The sequence below is a fragment of the Halomonas sp. LC1 genome (assembly GCF_030247125.1).
Lineage (GTDB): Bacteria > Pseudomonadota > Gammaproteobacteria > Pseudomonadales > Halomonadaceae > Vreelandella.
In genome coordinates this window covers 181,275-203,721 of the sequence record NZ_JASSPG010000002.1, presented here as the reverse complement: position 1 = coordinate 203,721, position 22,447 = coordinate 181,275, and the positions used below count along the sequence as shown (strand labels likewise).

Below are 22,447 nucleotides of genomic sequence, written 5' to 3'. Positions count from 1 at the left end.
GCAACCTCCTTAGGCAGCGGCCACTTCGTTGGACTGCTCTTGACGCCGACGGCGGCGCTGCATCACCACGACCAAGCCAAAGATGCCCAGAGCAGGCAGCCACATCCACTCTTTGGTCCAGCGATCCACCGGGGCCAACACTTCGAGGATCTCTTGGTCGAAATCGAAGCCCAATTCGGCCGCTTGGCTACCAAACTCGACGAAATCGACCAGCGTTTGGTCACCGTCTTCGTAAAGCTCGATGCCCAGGTTCGCCATGCGCTCTTCCCCCGTGTCACCGCGCGGTACGGGAACGAGGACATAGGTGGTCATGGGCGCACCGAAATCGTCCTCACCGGCAATTTGCACGCGCAGGTTGCTTCCATCATCGACTCGGCCTAGTGCCTCAGCGAACTGAGCAGGCGGCACCGACTCGTAGGGGTCGTGGATCTTGTCCATCCAGAAGCCGGGACGGAACAGCGTAAAGGCAACTAGCAGCAGCAGCAGCGACTCGTACCAACGGTTACGGGTGAGCATGTAACCTTGGGTGCCCGCGGCGAAGATCAACATGGCGATGGTCGCGACGATGAACACCAGAATGCCCTGCACCACCGTGACATCGATCAACAGCAAATCCGTGTTGAAGATGAACAGGAACGGCAAGGCAGCAGTACGCAGGCTGTAATAGAACGCCTGGAAGCCGGTGCGCAGTGGATCGCCTCCTGACACGGCTGCCGCCGCAAAGGAGGCCAGGCCTACGGGCGGTGTGACATCCGCCATGATGCCGAAGTAGAAAACGAACAGGTGAACGGCAATCAGCGGGACGATCAGGCCGTTTTGCTGACCCAGCAGCACGATCACCGGCGCCATCAGCGCCGACACCACGATGTAGTTCGCCGTCGTCGGCAAGCCCATGCCCAGGATCAGACTTAGCAGGGCCGTCAGCAGCAGAATCATCATCAGGTTGCCACCGGAGAGAATCTCGACGACGTCCGCCAGTACCAAGCCTACGCCGGTTTGCGATACCGCACCCACCACGATACCGGCAGTGGCCGTCGCGATACCGATACCGATCATGTTGCGCGCGCCGGTGACCAGGCCATCCCACAGGTCTTTAAAGCCTTCTTTGATATCGGCGGCCATCTGGCTGCGACCGCGGAAGATCGCAATGATCGGACGCTGAGTGACCATGATGAAGATCATGAACATGGTGGCCCAGAACGCGGACAGTCCAGGCGACAGACGCTCGACCATCAAGCACCACACCAGTACCACGACCGGCAGAATGTAGTGCAGGCCGACCATGACCGTCGGGCGGGTTTGCGGCAGTGTCACGACTTCGGAGTTGGGATCGTCCATCTCCAGCTCGGGGTAGTTGGCTCCCACTTTTAGCAGCGCCACATAGACGATCGCTAGACCGACGGAGACGACCCAAGGAGTCGCTTCACCCAGCACGGGTTTTAGCCAACCCAGGCCATAGTAAACGGCAATCGAGAGCCCCATGAGCAGCAATAAGCCGGTCATGAAACCAATCACTTTATTTAGTAGAGGACGCGCCGGGTTGCTGGACGGCAGGCCTTTCATATTGGCCTTGAGCGCTTCCAAGTGAACGATGTAGATCAGCGCGATATAGGAGATCAGCGCTGGCAAGAAGGCGTGTTTGATCACGTCGACGTAGGGAATACCGACGTACTCTACCATCAAGAACGCCGCTGCCCCCATGACGGGTGGCATGATCTGGCCGTTCACCGAGGAGGAGACTTCCACCGCGCCCGCTTTCTCAGCGCTAAAGCCGACTCGCTTCATCATCGGAATCGTAAAGGTACCGGTCGTCACGGTATTGGCAATCGACGACCCCGAGATCAAGCCGGTCATACCAGACGCCACCACCGCCGCTTTGGCCGGGCCGCCTTTAAAGTGGCCAAGCAGCGAGAAGGCCACTTTGATGAAATAGTTACCGGCACCCGCTTTATCCAACAATGCCCCGAACAACACAAACAGGAACACGAAGCTCGTCGAAACCCCCAGCGCAATACCGAACACGCCTTGGGTGCCCAGCCACTGGTGGTTGATCAAACCGCCCAGACTCACACCACGGTGAGCCAAAATGCCCGGCATGTAAGGGCCAAACAAGGAGTACGCAATAAACACCGCTGCCACGACCATCAGAGGCGGCCCCAGTGCACGACGGGTGGCTTCTAACAACATCAATATGCCAACGACGCCCACGACGATATCCTGGGTAATCGGCAACCCAGGCCGCTGGGCCAAATCGGCATAGAAAATGAATAGGTAGGCGCCGCAAAACGCCGCTACCGCTGCCAGGACCCAGTCGGCCAGCGGCACACGATCACGGGGCGAACGCTTGAAGGCGGGGTACGCCATGAAGGCTAAAAAGAGCGCAAACGCCAAATGAATCGAGCGCGCTTCCGTGGCGCTAAACACGCCAAAGCCAACGATATAGGGAAGTGGCGATGCAATCCATAGCTGAAACAGCGACCAGATGGCTGCAATACTCACGAGCAGCTTTCCAGGTACGCCTAGGGGTTTCCGTGCCCCTGTATCGCTGGAAGCGACCATATCCTCCAGGTCGTTCTCAGCGGCTGCCGAAGGGTGTTTGTCATCACGCATACGCTTGCCCTGCCTAATGGTCAGCGCTGACAATCAGCGCTCTCAACAAGAAGCGCGGACACCCAAGGTGCCCGCGCTTTGCAACTCAAAGCGACGCTACTCACCTTCCGTCAATAGCGTCACTCTTTTTACGACTTATTCAATCCAGCCACGCTCACGGTAGTAACGCGCTGCGCCATCGTGCAGCGGCGCGGTCAAGCCGTCAGAGATCATGTCTTCTTCGTTCAGGTTCTCGAACGCCGGGTGCAGACGCTTGAAGCGATCGAAGTTTTCGAAGACGGCTTTCACCGTTTCGTAAACGATGTCTTCATCAACAGCGGTGGAAGAAACGAAGGTTGCCGCCACACCGAAAGTTTCGACGTCTTCGTCGTTACCACGGTAGAGGCCACCCGGAATCACGGAACGAGTGTAATAGGGGTACTCTTCGATCAGGCCGTCGATCTCTTCACCGGTGACGGAGACCAGACGCGCGTCGATGGTGGTGGTCGCTTCTTGGATAGAGCCATTCGGGTGGCCTACCACGTACACCATGGCATCGATGTTGTTGTCAGACAGGGCAGCCGCCTGCTCGGCAGCATCTAGCTGCGACGCCAGGGCGAAGGTATCTTCGTCCCAACCGAACGCATCCATGACGACATCCATGGTGTTACGCTGGCCAGAACCAGGGTTACCGATGTTGACGCGCTTGCCGGGGAAATCGCTGATGTTCTCGATACCGGAATCCGCGCGGGCCACCACGGTCAGCGGCTCGCCGTGCATGGTGAAGACGGCACGCATGTCTTCCCAAGCGCCCTCTTCTTCGAAGTTGGCTTCACCGTGGTAAGCACGGTACTGAACGTCGGACTGTACAACACCCATGTCCAGCTCGCCGCTCTTCATGCCATTGACGTTCGCCACGGAGCCACCGGTGGACGGGGCATTACAGCGGATGTTGTGCTCATCGCTGCCACGGTTGACCATGCGGCATACCGACTGGCCAACGACATAGTAAACACCGGTTTGGCCGCCGGTACCGATCGTGATGTAGCGCTCCTGGGCAACGGCCGGAGAGGCAAAGGTTGCCGCAGCAATGAACGCGCCTGAGAAGGCCGCGGTAGAAAATACATGGCGTTTCATGAACACACCTCTTTATCTTGATGTTGTGAGCGTTATGCGCTTTGAAGCCACCTGCAGAACGGTTCCCTTCAGGTGTTTCGGTTCCAAAACGTTGTCAAGACAGTCTGTTATCAACCTCGGCATTTAGTGCCGACTGTTCCTACTTTAGCGAAAAAAAAGCTAATTGGCGAAGCGCGATGCAATTTAGCGTGTCGTGCAGTGCAGCATTCACACCCGATGTTTCACGATTTCCATCGGCGGGCGATGTCACCATCGACATAGCTGGCAAAACGAAACGGGCAGCCCGCTTAGGCCACATCACACTTACCATAGGCACGCTTGGCACTCTTCGTTAGTTTAGCGGCCTGTAACGTTTAGTAAGCGTTAAACATCCTGAAACGCGTATGCCTGTTCGGCATGGGCTATCACCCATCGTTTATCCGAGGCTCACACGTTATAACCCAGCACCGTGGGAAGCCATAGTGCAATGCCTGGAAAGATCGCCACGAGCGCCAGTGCACCGCCCATCGCCACCACGAAGAGTAGCGCCCACCCAAGGGTATGTTCCAAACGAATCTTGGCGACTTCCGTCGTGACCATCAGATTCACCGCCACCGGCGGGGTAAACTGACCGATCGCAATGTTCATGGCCAGCAAAATACCGAACCACACCGGGTTCCACTCGAAATGATGCATCACCGGAATCAGAATCGGCATCATGATCAGGTAAATGGAAATCGCGTCTAGCAGCATGCCTGCCACCAGCACCGCTAACATGACGAGGACCAGCAGTAGCACTCCATTGTCGGTCAAGCCAATGATCCACTCCGCCAAATGACGGAAGGTGCCCAGCATGGTGCCTGCCCAGGCAAAGATACCTGCCAGCGCAATGATCAGCATGACCACGCCCGAGATGATTGCAGCCTCCCCTAGCAGCTCCCACACATCGCGTAGCGTGAGTTCTCGCGTCAAGAACAAGCCCACTACCGCTCCATAGGCAACGGCGACCACGGCGGCTTCCGTGGGGGTAAAGAGGCCTGAACGCAGCCCTCCTAAAATCAGCACCGGCGCAAACAACGCAGGCAGCGCTTCACGGAAGGTGCCTCGTACCGTCAGCCTTTCAGCTCCCTCTACCGGTGTTCCCTCCCAGCCATAGCGTTTGGCGGCCAACATGGCCGGCACCAGCAGCGCCAAACCTGCCAACACACCTGGAAACAATCCCGCCGCAAACAGCGCGCGAAGATCGACACCCGGTACCACGATCGAGTAGAGAATCAGTGCAACCGAGGGAGGAATCAAAATCGCCGTCGAGGCCGAAGCCGCGATCAGCGTGGCAGAGAACGGCTTGGGGTAGCCTGCCTTGGTCATGCTGGGTAGCATCACCATGGCCACGGCGGCGGCATCGGCGGGGCCAGAGCCGCTCATGCCGCCCATGATCATACATACTAACACCGCAACCAGCGCCAGCCCGCCGTGCCGGGGCCCAATCAATGCCTGAGCAAAGCGCACCAAACGCAGCGCCACGCCTGCCCGCTCGAAAATCAGCCCGGTGAGAATAAACAGTGGAATCGCAATGAGAGGGTATTTAGCGATGCTGTTATAGGTATTGGTACCCAGGGTGGCCAGCATATCCGGCGACAGACCCAGCACGATGCCCACCGCACCAGAAAGCGCCAAGGAAAACGCCACCGGTACGCCAGCAATTAACAGCCCGGCAAATGCCAAAATCATCCAAATATCAGGCGTCACTGGTTAGCTCCCCTTTCAAACGGTCACGGGTTTGCTGCACCAAGCGCCATAGCATGGCCGCAGATAATACGGGCAGCCATACCAAGTACCACCACTGCGGTAGCCCCAAGCCCGGCGACAGTGACTCCCACTGGTACTCCTGCCACGCCAGCTTACCGCCATACCAGGTAATCAAGCCCAGCACGACGAGACCACACAGGGCTTGAAAGAGAATCAGCGCGCCTCGCCACCGTGGCGGCAAGGCGCGCTCTAAAAAGCCAATGCGGATATGCCGGTCGCGACGCAAAGCAACCGACGCACCGGCGAAGGTCAACACGACCAATAGGAAAACGGAAAACTCTTCGGTAAACGAAAACGAGCCGCCTGTTAGGTAGCGGGTCACCACATTGCCCAGGCTAATCAACGCAATGACAATCAAGGAGAGCGCACCGAGCCAGCGCTCGGGGCGCGCATCGGGGAAGCCTTTCATGGCAGCCTCACATCAGCAAGCTGCCGCCCTTGGCGGGCGGCAGTGAAAACACACGAACATCAACGGGCGTCGATAGCGGTTTGAGCGGCCTCGACCAGCTCTTCACCGATACGAGGGGCCCATTTTTCGTAGACGGATTGAGTGGCTTCCACGAACGCTTGATACTGCTCATCGGTGAGTTCGGTGACGGTCACTCCGCGCTCTTGGATCGCGGCCAAACGCTCGCTCTCCTGCTCACGGGTCATGGCGATTTCCCAGGCACCCGCCTCTTGGGCCGTTTCGCGCAGCATCGTTTGCTGCTCGTCACTCAACGACTGCCAGACCTGCTGGTTAACGGCAAAAATCAGCGGATCGTTCATGTAGTTCCATAGGGTCAAATGCTCCTGGCCTACTTGATCGATACGTGCCACGTCAAAGACCGACAGCGGGTTTTCCTGGCCATCGACCGCGCCCGTGGTGAGAGCGGGTTGGGCGTCGGTCCAGCTCATCTGCGTAGGGTCAGCGCCTAAGGCGGAGAACGTATCCTGGAACAGCGGTGAGCCCACTACGCGGATCTTCAAGCCGTCCAGATCCTCCGGCTGGCTGATCGGGCCGCGGGAGTTGGATACCTGACGAAAGCCGTTTTCACCCCAGGCCAGCGGAATAACGCCACGAGACTCGATCGCCTCGAACACCAGAGACCCCGCCTCACCACCCGTCACGGCATCGACGGCGGCCTCATCAGGAACAAAGAATGGTAAAGAGAACAGGTTCAGTTCCGGCACTTGGGGCGACCAGTTGATGGTGGACCCCACCGCGGCATCAATCAGGCCAGAACGCATGGCGGAAAACTCACGGGTTTGGTCACCCGACACCAGCTGAGAGTTGGGGTAAACCCGCAGGGTGAGTTCACCACCACTGCGCTCTTCTACCAATTCCGCCCACTTCTCGGCGGCTTGGCCCCAAGGAAAGGCTTCTGAAAGCACGGTTGAGACCGAGAGTTCGCGCGCTTGCGCAGAAAACGCAGCCGAGAGCAGTGCAGCGCCAGCCAAGCCAGCGGTGAAACGAGCCATAGAGCGTGTCAGCGTCATTATTATCGATCCTTTTTTATCGGTTCTTATAAGGTGCCTGGCTTTTCAAAACCATCGGCACACCGCCCATTGTAGGCCGTTAGCAAGCGAAAGGAAGACGCCTAAGGTCGGCATTGAGCAGTGCTGTTACGCGTCACCAGGGCATGGGGCAGAGTCACGTTATCAACGCGCTTTCCTTCCAGCACATCGATCAGCATGTCTACCGCTGTCCGCCCAAACGCTTCAGCCGGTTGTGCAATGGTCGTCAACGGGGGGTCACTGTAGTAAGCAAAGGCGATATCATCGAAGCCCGCGACCGAGATATCGTGGGGTACGCGCAGTCCAGCTTCTTTGATGCGACTAATGGCACCAATCGCCATTTCGTCGCTCTCACAAAATATAGCGGTGGGTCGCTCTTTCAAGGCGACCAACGCATCGGCTGCCTGATATCCCGATGAGGGGGTGAAGTCACCAGGACACAGTAAGCGTTCGTCCAGTGCAATACCTGCTGCCGCCAGGGCGTCTTGGTACCCTTGTTGCCGATCGCGCGTCAACGGACTTCGGCGCGGGCCTTTGATCATGCCAATACGTCGATGGCCAAGGGCAATGAGATGCTCCGTCAGCTCCCGTGCAGCCCCTCGATTGTCCAACTGCACGGTGGGGCATGGCGCATTATCCAATACCTCACAGGCATTGATCATGGGCAAAGGCGTGCCGGATGGGAACGCATTCTCAGCAAAAGGGTTGAACGCTCGCAATTGGATGACCCCATCGGCCTGACGCGTACTGACCAAGCTCGCGTAATGGGTCTCCATGGTTTCATTACCGAGCGTATTACATAGCAACACACCATAGCCGCGCTCCTGGGCAGCTTCTTGAATACCGCTGATCACCCGCGCGAAAAACGTATTCGCAATGGTGGGCACGAGCACGACGAGATTGTGAGTGCGTTGAGAGCGAAACTGTACTGCCATCAAGTTCGGTTTGTAGCCTGCCTGCTCCACCGCCTTGAGCACCTTTTCACGCGTGGAGGGAGAAACGATATCGGGCGATTTCAAGGCGCGCGACACCGTCGCCACCGACACCCCCGCCAAATCGGCGACCTTGCGTATATTGGTCATAGCCTCCCTTATCACTTGCCCATCGTCGCCTGCAGGTGCTTATGCGACGTTTCATGCGTCAGCTTACCGTATCCCGTCTTTAAACTCAGCGCGCTATTTACCCGTTACGAATAGACCTTTGTCGCATTGACGTCACTCGTTGTGAAACCTAATTTCAACTTAATGTAACCGGTTACATCAATAAAGATCCGTCAATGGCATGCGCTTGATCAGCCCAATGCATGCAGCAAAAAAAAGGAGGACTATATGTCCCACCCTACGTCATCACGTATCCGCTTAGGCATGGTAGGTGGTGGACAAGGCGCATTCATCGGTCAGGTTCATCGCCTAGCCGCTCGGCTTGATGATACCTGTGAACTGGTATGTGGCGCATTCAGTCGCTCAAAAGAGAACAACCGTCTTACCGGCGAGCAGTGCTACCTCCCCTCCCAACGGGTTTACGACGACTGGGAGCAGCTCTTAGAAAGCGAAAGCCAGCTGCCCGAATCACAGCGGATGCAGCTCTTGGTCATTGTCACTCCCAATCATCTGCATGTCCCCATTGCCGAGGCGGCAATGCGTAAAGGCTTTCATGTGTTTTGCGAAAAGCCGGCGGCAGTGTCGCTCTCTCAAGCGCAGCGTTTGGCCGTCAGTTGGCAGGCCAGCGGTTGCCTCTATGGCTTAGCGCATACCTACCTTGGCTATCCCATGGTATGGCAAGCGCGAGAAATGGTGAGAGACGGTCAGCTTGGCCAACTTCGCAAAATACACGTGGAATACCCGCAGGGCTGGTTAAGCGAGAGTCTGGAGCAACAAGGAAATAAGCAGGCGGCTTGGCGAACCGATCCACAGCTCGCGGGTATCAGTGGCTGCATGGCCGACATTGGCACCCATGCTTTCGGACTCGTCGAGTTCATCTCAGGTCACCACGTCAGTGAACTCTGCGCTTCGCTGAACAGCCACGCAGAGGGTCGTTCACTGGATGACGATGGTGATGTCTTGTTGCGCACAGCGCAGGGCGCTAGCGGGACTCTCATTGCCAGTCAAGTATGCCGCGGCGAGGAGAACGCACTCAAGATACGCCTTTACGGCGACCAAGGAGCGCTTGAGTGGCACCAAATGGAGCCTAACTCACTTCTTTATCGCCCCTCGCAGGCTCCGATGCGAACGCTTCGTGCCGGCATCGACCAGCCCGACCTTTTTCCCAGTGTCATGCAGCGTTTACGCCTTCCTGGAGGCCATCCAGAGGGCTATTTGGAAGCACTTGGCAATCTGTACCGGGACTTCGCCACCGCCATCCAGCAGGGCAAGCAAGGAAGCGTAGAGGGTGTGCCTGGCATGGCCTCGGGGCTACGAGGAATGGCATTTATCGACGCCGTCACGACCAGTCAACAAAGCGACCAGAAATGGACACCTCTCCCCGATACACATCCACAAGGAGCTTGATCATGCCCAACCAGTCTACAGGCCTGCGAGGACCCGCTATTTTTCTGGCCCAGTTCATCGGTGAAGAGGCACCCTTCAATACCCTAGAGGGCATCGCTCGCTGGGCGGCCGAGAAAGGCTATCGTGCCATTCAGCTACCCACGATCGATGACCGCTTTATCGACTTGCGCAAAGCAGCAGAGAGCCAAGCGTATTGTGATGAATTAAACGCCCTCTGCGAGAACGCGGGAGTCGTGATCAGCGAGCTGTCGACCCACCTTCAGGGACAGCTGGTCGCCGTGCATCCCGCCTTCAACGATGTATTCGATGACTTCGCGCCAAAAGAGCTACACGGTCAGCCGCAGGCACGCACCGAGTGGGCCATCGAACAACTCATGCTGGCAGCCAAAGCCAGCCAGCGGCTTGGCTTGACGGCACACGCAACGTTCTCCGGCGCTCTGCTGTGGCCGTTTGTCTATCCTTGGCCCCAACGCCCCGCCGGGTTAATCGAAGAGGGGTTCAACGAACTCGCCCAACGCTGGACACCTATCCTCGATGCTTTCGACCAAGTAGGCGTGGATCTCTGCTTTGAGATTCACCCCGGCGAAGATCTACATGATGGTGCTTCCTTCGAGCGTTTTCTGGCGGCCGTCGACCACCACCGCCGAGCCAAAATTCTCTATGACCCTAGCCATTTGCTGTTACAGCAGCTCGACTATCTCGGGTTTATCGATCAGTACCATGAACGTATCGGCATGTTTCACGTTAAAGATGCCGAATTCACTCCCAATGCGCGCAGCGGCGTGTATGGCGGCTATCAGGATTGGATGGAGCGACCAGGTCGCTTCCGTTCATTAGGCGATGGTCAGATCGATTTCAGCGCTGTTTTTAGCCGATTAACGCAATACGGGTTCGATGGCTGGGCAGTGCTGGAGTGGGAGTGCTGCCTCAAGGATGCGGAGCAGGGTGCCGCAGAGGGAGCGCCTTTTATCGAGGCGCATCTGATTCAGCCCGCCGGTCGCGCTTTCGATGATTTTGCCAGCGTAAGCAGCAGTCGCTCGCGCAATCGTCGAATCCTCGGCCTTTCCTCAACGGCCGATTAACGGCCTTTCTCAAGGCGCATACAACGCCAACCTCACAACCACGTTTTCAACAACGACAACAAAGGACGACGTCATGGCCATGATACGTACACGACTCAGCATCATGATGTTTTTGCAGTTTTTTATCTGGGGCGGCTGGTTCGTCACCCTAGGCACTTTTTTGGCAAATAATCTCAATGCCAGCGGCGGCCAAATTGGTATGGCCTTCTCAACCCAATCCTGGGGGGCCATCATCGCGCCCTTCATCATTGGCTTGATTGCCGATCGCTACTTCAACGCCGAGCGAATATTGGGCGTGTTGCATCTCTTGGGTGCAGGGCTCATGTATGGCCTGTATATCGCCAGCGACTTCAGCACGTTTTACCCCTTGGTACTGATGTATATGATTCTTTATATGCCTACACTCGCCCTGGTCAACTCGGTCTCTTTTCGCCAGATGAGCGACCCAGGCCAAGAGTTTGCCAAAATTCGCGTATGGGGAACGATCGGTTGGATTATGGCAGGCCTGGGAATTAGCTACCTCTTTGCCTGGGACTCTTCCCAAGGCATTGCGGACGGCATGCTGAGGAACACCTTTTTGATGTGCGCTATCGCGTCATTAGCACTTGGCTTGTATAGCTTTAGCCTTCCCGCGACACCACCTAAAGCAAACGGCCCAGTCGGCTTAAAAGAAGTCCTGGGGTTGGATGCGCTGGCCCTGCTTAAAGACCGTAATTACGCCATCTTCTTCATTGCCTCTATTTTAATCTGTATTCCGCTTGCGTTTTATTACCAAAACGCCAATCCATTTCTGGCTGAGATCGGTGTTGCTAACCCGACCGGTAAAATGACGCTAGGACAAGTATCCGAAGTCCTGTTCATGCTGCTGCTGCCCGTCTTTATTCATCGCTTTGGCATTAAGAAAACGCTACTGATCGGCATGCTGGCCTGGGCGCTACGCTACGCGCTGTTTGCCTTTGGCAACGCCGATGAGATGGTGTGGATGCTCTTGATCGGGATTGCTTTACACGGCGTATGTTATGACTTTTTCTTTGTGACCGGCCAAATTTACACTGATGCTCGAGCGGGAGAGAAATTCAAAAGCTCTGCCCAAGGCATGATCACACTGGCTACTTACGGCGTGGGCATGCTGATAGGCTTCTGGGTCGCCGGTCAAATCACCGATCACTTCTCCACTAATGGCGTGCACGACTGGCAAGGCATCTGGATATTCCCAGCGATCTTCGCTATCGCGGTATTGGCGCTCTTCTTCCTTACCTTTAAAAACGAGAAAAACGTAGCGACGGCACCCAGCTTGCAAGGAAGTTAAACGTTGGCATTACCGGGCGCTGTCTCGGCGCCCGGTAGTGGGTGGGTAATCGTGGTCAATGATGTTGGATAAACGACGCTTACATCGATAGATTAGCAATACTAAGATCCAAAAAGCCCCGCCCGTCAGTGCTGAATTGCAAAAACGGGCGGGGCTTTTTAGCTAACGCAAGAAGTGCTGACTTATAGCTCCCTCACCCAGATATTGCGAAAACTGACGTCCGCATCGTGATCTTGCAGATAGATAGGCGCGCAGTCATGAGCGTCTTCGTAGCTGGGCTCTCCTATCCACTCGGTGGTGCCTTGCACTTCAACATGGTGCTGAACCACGACACCGTTATGGAGCACGGTGACATAGGCAGGTGACTCCAGCGTCCCTGTCTCGTCGAAACGTGGCGCAGTATAGAGAATGTTGTAACGCTGCCATTCACCAGGCGGGCGAGAGGCATTGACCAGAGGAATGTACTGCTTGTAGATGGACGCTGCCTGGCCGTTGGGATAGGTCGGATTATCGTAGGAGTCCAAGATCTGGACTTCATACCGTTCTTGCAAAAAGACGCCGCTATTGCCACGGTCCTGGCCCTCCATGTCTGCCATATCGGCTGGCGCTCGCCACTCCAAGTAAAGCTGCACATCACAGAAGTCCTGGCGTGTGCGTATCCCTCCTGCGCCCCGCTTGACGGTCATGACGCCGTCCATCACGTGCCACTCGACCTGCCCGCCCTCCTCGGCCTCCCAGGCATCTACATCGTCACCATCGAATAGTACGATGGCATCAGACGGTACGCCATTCTCAGGCACCGACACCGCGCGGGGTACGGGCGTCCACACTTCGGTGTTGGCGGCTTGCTGTTCGGGGGTTAGCGCCTCTTGCGAGGCGCTTTCCTTTGCTACGCTATCGGATGCCATGGCGAAGGCCAGCACACAGAGGGCGGGGGCATACCCCTGCGAACGGTGGCGTTGCTTTAGCTGCGGGATATCTCGAAAGCTCATGAATGCTCTCCTTCTTTATTAGGTGGCCCAAGCAGGTTCGCCCTGATAAGTCGCGCAGCCGTCGTAGCGGCCGGGCACGGCTTCATAGCGCAGGACCTCCGTCGCGCCCACTTCTGAGGTGAAGAAGCCAAACAGCGTCAACTGTTTCATCATGGTGAAATAGTGCGGAAGCGAAGCCTCACTATCCGTGTGGTTGAGGGATGACTGGGTATCTGCCGTTTGATTTTGAGCGGTCTGCGTCTCTGCCGTCAGCGCCTCAGCAGGCGTCGGCTGCTCTCTGCGCGACAGGCGTTGGGCGTGTGCCTTTGCTTCGCGGTCCAATTCAGTAATGAGCGCTAACCGCTGATCGCTGCTTAACGCCATGAAATCACTTTCGTAAGCCGCCCGGCTGCGCGCCTCAAGCTGCGCCAAACCAAAATAGAACACCTCTCTTTCCGAAGGCGTATAACAATCACTCACGAACAGCGCCATGAACTCACCCACGCCAGCGTCTTTGGCGCCAGGAGTCTCGGTTCTCGGTAGGATCGTCTCGGCCAGCTCGCTCATTCGTTCCACATCACGGCTGCTAAAGAGGTGACGGGTGCGGCCTGTATCGCTAAAGGCTAAGAGAGACTTGCCACCGATCATGGCGGTCCCCGTCGTCAAAGCGATCATTTTGAGTAGTTCGCGACGATTCATGACAAATTCCCCCGCTTCAGTTCTTCCACTGCGTAGTCCACCGCGCGAGCGGTCAGTGCCATGTAGGTGAGCGAAGGGTTCACGCAGGAGGAGGACGTCATGCAGGCGCCATCGGTGACGAACACATTCGGCGCATCCCATACCTGGTTATGGCGATTGAGTACGGAGGTTGTCGGATCACGGCCCATACGCGCCGTGCCCATCTCATGAATCCCCATGCCCGGCGCATAATCGCCTACGTCACCTTTGACGTTCTTCACGCCTGCGGCCTCGAGCAAATCGATAGCATCCTGGACCATGTCACGACGCATCGCGTGCTCGTTCTGCTTGAGTTCAACGTTGATCGACAGGACCGGTAGCCCCCACTGGTCGCGGACGCTATGATTCAGCGCGATACGATTATCGTGATCAGGTAGCATTTCGCCGAAGCCCGTCATGCCGATCGTCCAACCACCTGGCTGGCTCAGCGCTTGCTTCAAATCAGCGCCAATATTGAGTTCCGCAATTTCGCGATCCCAGCCTTGGCGGCTGGCAGCACCTTGATACCCAAATCCGCGTACGTAGCTTCGCTGCTCATCGCCGACGTTGCGAAAGCGAGGAATGTAAAAGCCTGCGGGGCGGCGTCCAAAGTAGTATTTGTCGAGATAACCTTCCACGTCGCCACTAGCACCGCAGCGAAAATGGTGATCCATGACGTTATGCCCCAGTTCACCACTGCTACTTCCCAAGCCACCTTCCCAAACATCGGTGGCAGAGTTCATCAAAATCCAGGTGGTGTTAAAGGTCGACGCGTTGAGGAACACCACATCGGCGGTGTACTCGTGAACGTCATGCGTTTCTGCATCGATCACTTCAACGCCTCGGGCACGCTGGCGATCCTTGTCGTAAAGTACTTGGCTGACAATAGAGAAAGGTCGCAGCGTCAAATTTCCCGTGGCCACCGCAGCGGGAAGCGTAGCGGACTGAGTGCTGAAATAGGCACCGTAAGGACAGCCTAGCCAACATTTATTGCGATACTGGCAGTTGACGCGATTTTGCTCCGGCTTTGGCTGAGTAATATTGGCGACTCGACTGTGAATAAGGTGCCGCTGCCCGCCGAACGCGCTTTCTATCCGTTTGGCGACCTCCTGCTCGACACAGTTCAGAGGAATGGGAGGCAAAAACTCACCATCGGGGAGAATATCCAACCCTTCGCGGGTGCCGGAAATGCCGGCAAATCGCTCTACGTAGTCGTACCAAGGCGCGAGATCTTCATAACGAATCGGCCAGTCGATCGCGATACCCTCACGCTGGTTAGCCTCAAAATCCATCGGACTAAACCGGTAGCTTTGTCGCCCCCATAAGAGTGAGCGACCACCCAAATGGTAGCCACGAAACCAATCGAAGCGCTTCTCCTCTACGTAGGGGTTGGCCTGTTCATCGGCCCACATTCCCAAGGTAGCTTCATTGAGCGGGTAGTCGCGCTTGAGCACCGGGTACTCGGCAATCATCTCTTGAGTGGGTTCGTTGCGGTGGGGGTAGTCCCAAGCCTCTTTGTGGGCATTATGGTAATCCTTCACATGCTCGATATTCCGCCCACGTTCGAGCAGTAAGACTTTCAAGCCTTTCTCGGTTAGCTCTTTAGCGGCCCAGCCGCCACTAATACCTGAGCCAACCACGATGGCATCGTAGTGATTATCTGACATGGTCATCTTCCTTGTTGTGTTGTTGTTCGATGCGAATCACACATCGCAGAGTGCAATCGCCGCCCGCAGTGATTCGATGCTTTCCTCTTGGCTAGCGCGGTCAGGGATAAACTCTTGGGCGATATAGCCGTTAAAGCCGGTATCTCTGATCGCTCGGCAAATCGCGGGATAGTTGAGCTCTTGGGTGGCATCTATTTCGTGACGCCCAGGCACACCGGCCGTGTGGTAATGGCCGAAAAAACGATGGTGATCACGGATAGTGCGGATGACATCGCCCTCACTAATTTGCATGTGGTAGATGTCATAGAGCAGTTTGAAGTTGGGCGAACCAAGCCGACGACTCAGCTCGATGCCCCATGTCGAGTTGTCGCAAAGGTAATCAGGGTGGTCGATTTTGCTATTGAACAGCTCCATCTGTAGCACCACGCCTTTTGCTTCTGCCTGGGCAAGAACTTGCTTGAGCCCCGCTTCGGCATTTTGCAACCCCTGCTCAGGGTCCATGCCTCGCGCATTGCCGCTAAAGCAGATGAGGTTGGTATAGCCAGCTTGGCTAACCAGATCGATATATTGACGGTATCGCTCGATCAGTGCCGGATGGAAGCGTGTATCGCCCCAGCCATCTTCCAGGCTCAACTCAGCGCCATGACACATCGAGGCGTCGAGTCCATAGCGCTTAAGGATTGGCCACTCTTCTGGCCCAACGAGGTCAATCGCTTTAATACCCAATTCGGTTGAAAGCTGACAGAGCCCCTCAAGAGGCAAAAAGTCGAATGTCCAACGCGCGACCGAGTGATGAATATTGCCCTTCAATACTCGTCTTTGGTGAGATGTGTCATCGGCTAACGACCGCCCCCCTAGGTAAGGCAAAGCCGTCAAGCCAAGCGCACCGGTCATGCTGTGACGCAGCAGGCTGCGTCGATCAAGAGAATAGCGCTTCATAAGGTACCCTCGCGTACGTCATCTGAAAGAGATGGCTTAAGCGTGCTTACTCTTCACGAAGCGCTGACAGTTTCTCCTCTAAAAAGCTATTTCCACGGGTGATGACGGCTTCCGCATCGTGGGGCATATCATGTTCGATGATGTACCACTCAACATCCGAAGCTTCGGCGGCGGGTAAAATGGCATCCCAATCCAACTCCCCCTCTCCTAGCGTCGCAAAACCACCCTGATCCTGAGCAGTGCCCTCTGGGGCGTTGTCTTTGGCGTGGATAGCGAAAAGCTGGCCATCGAAACGAGAGACATACTCCACCGGGTCCAGCCCACCACGAGCCACCCAGGCAAGATCCAATTCCGCCAACAAATCCGATCCCGCCGCATCAAACAGATGCTCCAATGCTGTTTTGCCGTCATACATCTCCATCTCAAAATCATGGTTGTGGTAGGCCAAACGGAAACCTTCGGCCTCTAAGGTTGCAGCAATGCTGCCTAGCTCTTCACCCAGAGCCTGCCAGCCTTCAGCATCATTAGGGCGTGCGCTCTCATCTAGGTACGGCATGGTTAGCGTGTCGTTACCCACCGACTGATTAAAAGCCATCGTTTCGTCTAAACGATGGCGTAAATCCTCTAGCGCTACATGGCTGGAGATCACTTCAAGCGCATGTTTCTCTAACAATACATTGAGGGCATCGGCGGTTACTTGCTGAGTGCCCACCGTCTCGATGGCAGAGACGCCCGCTCGATTGACAACAGACAGTTGCTCTTCAAGATCGCCAAAATCACGTAGCGTATACATCTGAACCGCAATGGGTAAAGCTGCTGCGCTGGCATGCTGAGCCTGGGCCTCATCTGCCATATTCAGCGTTGTGAGCGTTACCGCACCGACGGCAAGCAACGCGCAAGCGCGTGAGGGTTGTTGGTTGTTCAACGTATCCATGTCCACCTCATTTCATTGTTAGGTTATTAGGTGATTGGCTAGGTAATGGCCTAGCGACCTTTTCCGTACTGCCTTAACAAGACAAAATGTAATCGGTTACATTTTTTTAGATCATGGATAGCGCTTGTGCAAGCCAGCCTCATCGAGTTCCTTCATTTATTTGTTTTAAAAGCCTATACCTCCTAACAGAAACTGTATAAGCAACTGGTTATAAAGCATTTATCAAGTCATCGAGAAAACTAAAACTTTCGTCTTAGTCAATATACAAATGAAACGCCCCACGCATTAAGCGTGAGGCGTTGAGGGACTTGATGGCACGCCCACTGGGCATAAAGAGTCGCGTTTATTCGCCAGCAGCCAGCCACGTATCGACTAACTCGCGGTTCTCGCCAATCCAGGTGCGCGCCCCTTCTACGGGGTCGCCCTGCTGTTCAATCGTCGCCATCAGCCCACCCAGCGTATCGTCATTCATATGCCACGTGTTCAGCACTTGGGTGAGCCACGGGTCGTCCTCCGCGAAGCCTTTGCGGGAGAACCAGAAAATATCGTCGCTTTCACCGAACACGCCCTGATTATCTTCCAAGTACTTGAGATCATACTCAGCAAAGGCCCAGTGCGGGCTCCAGAGCGTCACGGCCATGGGCTCTTCACGCTGATAAGCATCATCGAGCGCCGCCATCATCGCCGGGTCGGAGCTGTACAGCTGACGCATCGGCAGGTCATAAGCATCGATGGCCTCGTCCGTCAGCCCGGCAATGGCAGAGCCGGAGTCAATGCCGACGATGGTCGGGCGGCCCTGGTAAGAGAACTGATCGGCGCTATCGCGCAACGCATCGATAGTATCGATATCGACATAGCTCGGTACTACAATGCCCAGCCCCGTGCCTTCGTACCACACGTCGTGCACATCGATCTCGTCTTTATAGGGCGCCAGGAACTCCTTGTCCGTGGTGGGCAGCCAAATTTCCAGCGAGATATCGAAATCATTATTGGCCAAACCGCTGTACAGCACACTTTTGCCTACGTCGGTCAGCTCGATATCGTAGCCGTGCTCTTCTTCCAGCACGATTTTCCACATATTGGCGACGGCAATATTTTCAGCCCAATTATTGGTACCAATGACCAACTGCTTGTCGTTGGCGTGGCCGGAAGCCGCCACCAGCGCCATGCTCAGGCCTAACAACGTTGATGAGATTTTCTTCATAATCATTCCTCTGTTATTACTATTGATCTCGATACAACGACTGTTGCCGTCTTACTATAACACTATGTTTTGCTAAATCGTCGAAATGACCTTTTTCCGTTATAAAAGCGCTTTGCTATGAGGGCGCCTCACCCCTCACCGAGAGAACGCCGTGCCGCTTCGTGATGTGCTTCTGGGCCTGTTGGTCATTGCCATTTGGTCACTCAACATCATTGTGATCAAAGTGGGCGTGGCGGAGCTGCCGCCGCTACTCATGACTACGCTGCGTTTTGTGCTAGTGGCCGCACTGCTGGTGCCGTTTTACCCGGTTACCCGGGCGCAGCTGCCCTTTTTAGTGCTGCTCTCCATCACGTTTGGCAGCCTTCACTTTGCGCTACTGTTTATTGGTTTGGGGCAAGCGGAAGCTGGAACAGGCGCGCTGCTTGTGCAGATGGGCACACCGTTCGCGACGCTATTGGCGGTGGTCTTCTTAAAAGAGAAGCTGGGGCCTAAACGCTTGGCAGGCTTGCTGCTCTCGTTTGCAGGTGTCGTGGTACTGGCAGGAGGGCCAACGCTGCCCTCGCCGCTACCGTTAGCCATTCTGCTGTTGAGCGCGTTTGGCTGGGCGGTCTCGCAGCTATTGATCAAACGCGGGCCACCCATCGCACCATTGGCGCTGGCGGGGTGGGTAGCGCTTTTTGCGGTGCCTCAGGTTGCGCTCGGCTCGTGGCTCTTTGAGCAACACCAGTGGCAGGCGATCACGCAGGCAAGCTGGCTGGGCTGGGGCGCGGTGGCGTATACCGCCATTATGTCGTCCATCGCCGCTTACGGCATTTGGTACGCGCTGCTGCGCCGCCACCCGGTAAATCGCGTAGTGCCAATGACACTCCTTACCCCTGTTTTCGCGGTGGGCTTAGGCGCGCTGCTGATGGACGACCCGCTTGGGGTGCATAAACTGGTAGGCGGAGGCTTAGTGGTCGCGGGAATCGCCCTGATTGTGCTGAAGTTTGGCAAACAGCGGCCAACCAGGGCGTAAGCGAGAGCGTTACTCGGGGCGGCAAAAACCGGCCAGCGCAGGCACCGAGACACAGTCGCCTACCTGTATGCCACGTTCCGCAAAGTAGCCCGCGTTAACCTCCAACGCCGCATGATAGGCCGCCCCGGCAGGATAAGAGGGGCACTCCTGGGGGGTATCCGATTCGCAGGGCGGCATGGTATTAATCGCCACTATCCGCCCTTCGCCGTCGATATACGCGATATCCAGCGGAATCAGCGTGCGATACATCCAAAAAGCGTTACCGGCGGGCTGCTCGCTCTCAAACCGAAACAGCATACCGCGCGCTTCTGGCAGGTCCTCACGGCCCATTAAGCCACGTTGGCGCTGCGAGGCAGTTTCCGCCACTTCCACATCCAGACGGTGCGGGCCACCTTCGCTATGGATCGCCAGTGGCAAGGTATTGGCTGGCGCGGGTTCAGCCGCCCAGGCCGCCAATAGTGGCAGGGGTAAACAAGCGGCGAGTGAAACACCGACAGCGGTTTTCAGCAGTTGGCGGCGTGTCAGGGTCATAACAGGTTCCTTTTGTTGTGTGATGCCGTGTGGGTACGCTGCGAGGGCATAAGATGAATCCCCTCGGCCAGCAGCGAGACGTGTACCCTTTCCCCCAAGCTAAGCTGATTACGTTTGGCCGCGTGGGTGGCGATGTCGAAACGTAGCATATCTCCGTGGGAAACACGCAGCGAGATTGATGTCATGCCGCCCAACACCACCATTTCGCTGACCGTCGCCGCCACCGGGTTTTCGCGTTCGCCTTGGGAAGGCCGCCCCCGACGATGCAGCACGATATCTGACGGCGGTAGGTACCAGGCCAACGGCTTGCCGGGTTCAACACGGTCTAGTCCTTCTGCCACTTCCAGCCACCACTCGCCCCACTGCAAGCGTCGCCCAGCGTCCGTCTCGACCACTTCCCCGCTAAAGACGTTGTGGCGATCCAACAGCCTAGCGACAAGCGGCGAAGTCGGTTTCCGAAACAACGCCTCAGGCGTGCCCTGCTGCAGGCTGACGCCGTTATGCAGCACGCAGATTTGATCGGCGAGCGCGGTGGCTTCTTCCAAGTCGTGGGTGACGAGAATAATGGGAATAGAAATCTGTTGGCGCAACAGCGCCAGCTCACGCTGCAAGCGGCGACGCGTCACCTGATCCACCGCAGAGAACGGCTCATCCAGCAGCAGCGCTTGGGGCTCTCTGGCCAACGCACGGGCCAAAGCCACTCGCTGGCGCTGGCCGCCGGAAAGCTCGCTGGGGTAGCGCGCCTCCAGCCCCTGCAAACGCACTTTGCTCAACCACTGAGCGGCCTGCTCAAACCTTTGAGCGCGGGGCAGGTGCCCCATGGCGAGCTGCACATTCTGCAGCGCCGTTAGATGAGGGAAAAGCGCATAGTCCTGAAATACCATACCAATCTGGCGCGCTTGCGGCGGCAGTGAGTGGCGCTGGCCGCTTTGGGCCAGAAACCACTCCCTGCCCGCGCAGCGCACGCTACCCTGCTGAGGCTGGTAAAGCCCGGCAATGGTGCGCAGCAGGGTAGTTTTACCACTTCCCGATGGCCCGACCAGCGCCAGCAGCTCCCCAGGGGCGCATCGAAACGAGGCATTAAGTGGAATCGGGCCAGCCTGTTGGGCGGTCACTATCAGATCATCCACGTGACCACCTGCGCTTGCCAGCGAGCCCATAGACAAGGCCTAAGGTTGCCAGGGAAATAACCAGCAATAGTGCAGACATACTCGCCGCACCCTGCTCATCAAAGGCCTGTACGCGATCATAAATGGCGATAGAGAGCGTGCGGGTCTCGCCATCAATCGCACCGCCTACCAGCAAAATCACGCCAAACTCGCCCAGTGTGTGCGCAAAGGTTAGCGCTGCCGCCGACAAAATGCCCTGCCACACCAGCGGCAATTCAATGCGCCATAGGGTTTGCCATGGGCTTAGCCCACTGCACCACGCAGCCTCACGCAGGTTCGCAGGCACATGCTCAAAGGCACGCTGAATCGGCTGAATAGCAAAGGGGAGATTGGCAATCAGAGAAGCCAACAAAATACCGCTAAAGGTAAAGTTGAGCCCGCCCCCTGTCAGCGCCGCCCAGGTACCGCCTAGCGGCGCATCGCGGCCAAACTGCTGAAGCAGATAAAACCCCAGCACCGTGGGCGGTAGCACCAGCGGCAGCGCAATCAGCGCCTCACAAAGGCCCTTGCCACGGAACTGTGTCGTCGCCAGCACGCGTCCCCACCAAATGCCTAGAGGTAATAAGAAGAGACAGGTAAACGCCGCGAGCCGCAGCGAGACAGAGAACGCCGACCAGTCCATTAATCGGTACTAAATCCGTAGGTTTCAAACATCGCTTTCGCATCCGCCTGTTGCAGCCACTCGTAAAACGCGTGAGCCACTTCTCCAGCCTGCGGCGTTAACACCATGCGCTGGCGCAGCGGCGTATGCCACGTTTCAGGCATCAACACCGCCTCGCTGCGCTCCGCTAGCGCAGGTGCTACCGCTAGCGAATAAGCCACCAAACCACCTCGCGCCTCGTCGGAAAGCGCAAACTGCATCGCCTGGGAGACATTCTCCCCTTGAACCCTCAGCGGTTCGCTGGCTTCCCAAAGGTCCGCCTTTTGCAACACGTCTCGGGCGGCCATACCGTAAGGGGCGTGTTCTGGGCTGGCAATGGCGATACGCAGCCGCTGCCCCTCTCCCCAGGCGGCAATGGCCTCCTGCACGCCGGCAAGCGGCGCTTGCTCACTGGGTACGGAGTAACGGCCAGTTGGCTGTACCCAGGCTAGCCGTCCTCGGGCGTAAATCACGCCCGCGTTATCCACGTACCCTTCGTCGTACAGCGCCTGAACAAACCCTTCATCTGCTGACAAAAACAGCTCGAAGGGCGCGCCCTGGGCGATTTGACGACGAAAGTTGCCGGAGGAGCCGAAGTTAAGCCGCAGCGTGTGCCCGGTCTGCTGGGTAAACTGGGCGGCGGCTTCCTTCAGGGCGAACTGCAGGCTAGACGCCGCCGCTACAATGGGCGCGCCCGCCATCACAGGCGCGCTTAGCAGCCAACCGCACAGGAGCAGCAGTGCGCGCATTC

General features: G+C 56.7%; 20 protein-coding genes. 4 read left to right on the top strand and 16 right to left on the bottom strand.

The genetic code is table 11. The features are described from left to right. Positions 1-9 precede the first annotated feature (9 nt). The 6 genes from QIT27_RS03860 to QIT27_RS03835 all read right to left on the bottom strand — a co-directional run bounded on the left by QIT27_RS03860 (position 10) and on the right by QIT27_RS03835 (position 8,093). Positions 10-2,610, bottom strand: coding sequence for a TRAP transporter permease (locus tag QIT27_RS03860; protein WP_159343071.1), 2,601 nt, complete (start codon positions 2,608-2,610; stop codon positions 10-12). 135 nt (positions 2,611-2,745) lie between these two features. Next, positions 2,746-3,726 (bottom strand): TAXI family TRAP transporter solute-binding subunit, encoded by a 981-nt coding sequence (locus tag QIT27_RS03855; RefSeq protein ID WP_159343072.1) that lies wholly within the window; start codon positions 3,724-3,726, stop codon positions 2,746-2,748. Between the two features lie 426 nt (positions 3,727-4,152). Then, positions 4,153-5,454 carry a TRAP transporter large permease gene (locus QIT27_RS03850; protein WP_285262940.1) on the bottom strand — a complete coding sequence of 434 codons (1,302 nt, stop codon included), beginning with the start codon at positions 5,452-5,454 and terminating at the stop codon, positions 4,153-4,155. Next, positions 5,444-5,923, bottom strand: coding sequence for a TRAP transporter small permease (locus tag QIT27_RS03845; protein ID WP_285262939.1), 480 nt, complete (start codon positions 5,921-5,923; stop codon positions 5,444-5,446). Before QIT27_RS03845 ends, QIT27_RS03850 begins: the two co-directional genes overlap by 11 nt. A 59-nt stretch (positions 5,924-5,982) precedes the next feature. Next, the gene (locus tag QIT27_RS03840) at positions 5,983-6,993 is read right to left on the bottom strand and encodes a DctP family TRAP transporter solute-binding subunit (protein WP_285262938.1); all 1,011 of its coding nucleotides are present in this window, start codon (positions 6,991-6,993) and stop codon (positions 5,983-5,985) included. A 101-nt stretch (positions 6,994-7,094) separates the two neighbouring features. Next, positions 7,095-8,093 carry a LacI family DNA-binding transcriptional regulator gene (locus QIT27_RS03835; RefSeq protein WP_159343076.1) on the bottom strand — a complete coding sequence of 333 codons (999 nt, stop codon included), beginning with the start codon at positions 8,091-8,093 and terminating at the stop codon, positions 7,095-7,097. A 246-nt stretch (positions 8,094-8,339) separates the two neighbouring features. Between QIT27_RS03835 and QIT27_RS03830 the strand changes: the two genes are divergently transcribed. From QIT27_RS03830 to QIT27_RS03820, 3 genes are all read left to right on the top strand, one after another. Then, complete coding sequence (locus QIT27_RS03830) at positions 8,340-9,518, top strand: Gfo/Idh/MocA family protein (RefSeq protein ID WP_254436396.1); 1,179 nt, start codon at positions 8,340-8,342, stop codon at positions 9,516-9,518. Between the two features lie 2 nt (positions 9,519-9,520). Further along, positions 9,521-10,600 carry a sugar phosphate isomerase/epimerase family protein gene (locus tag QIT27_RS03825; RefSeq protein ID WP_285262937.1) on the top strand — a complete coding sequence of 360 codons (1,080 nt, stop codon included), beginning with the start codon at positions 9,521-9,523 and terminating at the stop codon, positions 10,598-10,600. 73 nt (positions 10,601-10,673) lie between these two features. Further along, positions 10,674-11,909 carry a nucleoside permease gene (locus QIT27_RS03820; RefSeq protein WP_159343078.1) on the top strand — a complete coding sequence of 412 codons (1,236 nt, stop codon included), beginning with the start codon at positions 10,674-10,676 and terminating at the stop codon, positions 11,907-11,909. A 182-nt stretch (positions 11,910-12,091) separates the two neighbouring features. Here the strand turns inward: QIT27_RS03820 and QIT27_RS03815 are convergent, their stop codons facing one another. The 6 genes from QIT27_RS03815 to QIT27_RS03790 form a co-directional block, all read right to left on the bottom strand. Then, a complete protein-coding gene (locus QIT27_RS03815) occupies positions 12,092-12,901 on the bottom strand; it encodes a 3-keto-disaccharide hydrolase (protein ID WP_254436397.1) in 810 nt (269 codons plus the stop codon). Positions 12,902-12,919: 18 nt separating this feature from the next. Beyond that, entirely contained in the window at positions 12,920-13,579 is a 660-nt protein-coding gene (locus tag QIT27_RS03810; protein ID WP_285262936.1) for a gluconate 2-dehydrogenase subunit 3 family protein, read from the bottom strand. After that, a complete protein-coding gene (locus QIT27_RS03805; protein ID WP_285262935.1) occupies positions 13,576-15,264 on the bottom strand; it encodes a GMC oxidoreductase in 1,689 nt (562 codons plus the stop codon). Before QIT27_RS03805 ends, QIT27_RS03810 begins: the two co-directional genes overlap by 4 nt. Before the next feature lie 36 nt (positions 15,265-15,300). Next, positions 15,301-16,203 (bottom strand): hydroxypyruvate isomerase family protein, encoded by a 903-nt coding sequence (locus tag QIT27_RS03800; RefSeq protein ID WP_285262934.1) that lies wholly within the window; start codon positions 16,201-16,203, stop codon positions 15,301-15,303. Between the two features lie 46 nt (positions 16,204-16,249). After that, entirely contained in the window at positions 16,250-17,137 is an 888-nt protein-coding gene (locus QIT27_RS03795; protein WP_285262933.1) for a sugar phosphate isomerase/epimerase family protein, read from the bottom strand. Between the two features lie 343 nt (positions 17,138-17,480). Beyond that, a complete protein-coding gene (locus tag QIT27_RS03790) occupies positions 17,481-18,341 on the bottom strand; it encodes a glycine betaine ABC transporter substrate-binding protein (RefSeq protein WP_285262932.1) in 861 nt (286 codons plus the stop codon). A 151-nt stretch (positions 18,342-18,492) separates the two neighbouring features. Between QIT27_RS03790 and QIT27_RS03785 the strand changes: the two genes are divergently transcribed. Next, positions 18,493-19,356, top strand: a complete 864-nt coding sequence (locus QIT27_RS03785; RefSeq protein ID WP_285262931.1) for a DMT family transporter — start codon at positions 18,493-18,495, stop codon at positions 19,354-19,356. Between the two features lie 9 nt (positions 19,357-19,365). Here the strand turns inward: QIT27_RS03785 and QIT27_RS03780 are convergent, their stop codons facing one another. From QIT27_RS03780 to modA, 4 genes are read right to left on the bottom strand one after another with little or no spacing between them, the layout of a single operon-like run. Next, positions 19,366-19,887 carry a DUF192 domain-containing protein gene (locus QIT27_RS03780; RefSeq protein ID WP_285262930.1) on the bottom strand — a complete coding sequence of 174 codons (522 nt, stop codon included), beginning with the start codon at positions 19,885-19,887 and terminating at the stop codon, positions 19,366-19,368. Beyond that, complete coding sequence (locus QIT27_RS03775; RefSeq protein ID WP_285262929.1) at positions 19,884-21,017, bottom strand: ABC transporter ATP-binding protein; 1,134 nt, start codon at positions 21,015-21,017, stop codon at positions 19,884-19,886. Before QIT27_RS03775 ends, QIT27_RS03780 begins: the two co-directional genes overlap by 4 nt. After that, positions 21,010-21,678: a molybdate ABC transporter permease subunit gene (gene modB / locus QIT27_RS03770; protein ID WP_285262928.1), complete on the bottom strand. Its 669-nt coding sequence runs from the start codon at positions 21,676-21,678 to the stop codon at positions 21,010-21,012. The genes QIT27_RS03775 and modB overlap by 8 nt, the downstream gene beginning before the upstream one ends. After that, positions 21,678-22,445 carry a molybdate ABC transporter substrate-binding protein gene (gene modA / locus QIT27_RS03765; protein ID WP_285262927.1) on the bottom strand — a complete coding sequence of 256 codons (768 nt, stop codon included), beginning with the start codon at positions 22,443-22,445 and terminating at the stop codon, positions 21,678-21,680. The genes modB and modA overlap by 1 nt, the downstream gene beginning before the upstream one ends. Positions 22,446-22,447 lie beyond the last annotated feature (2 nt).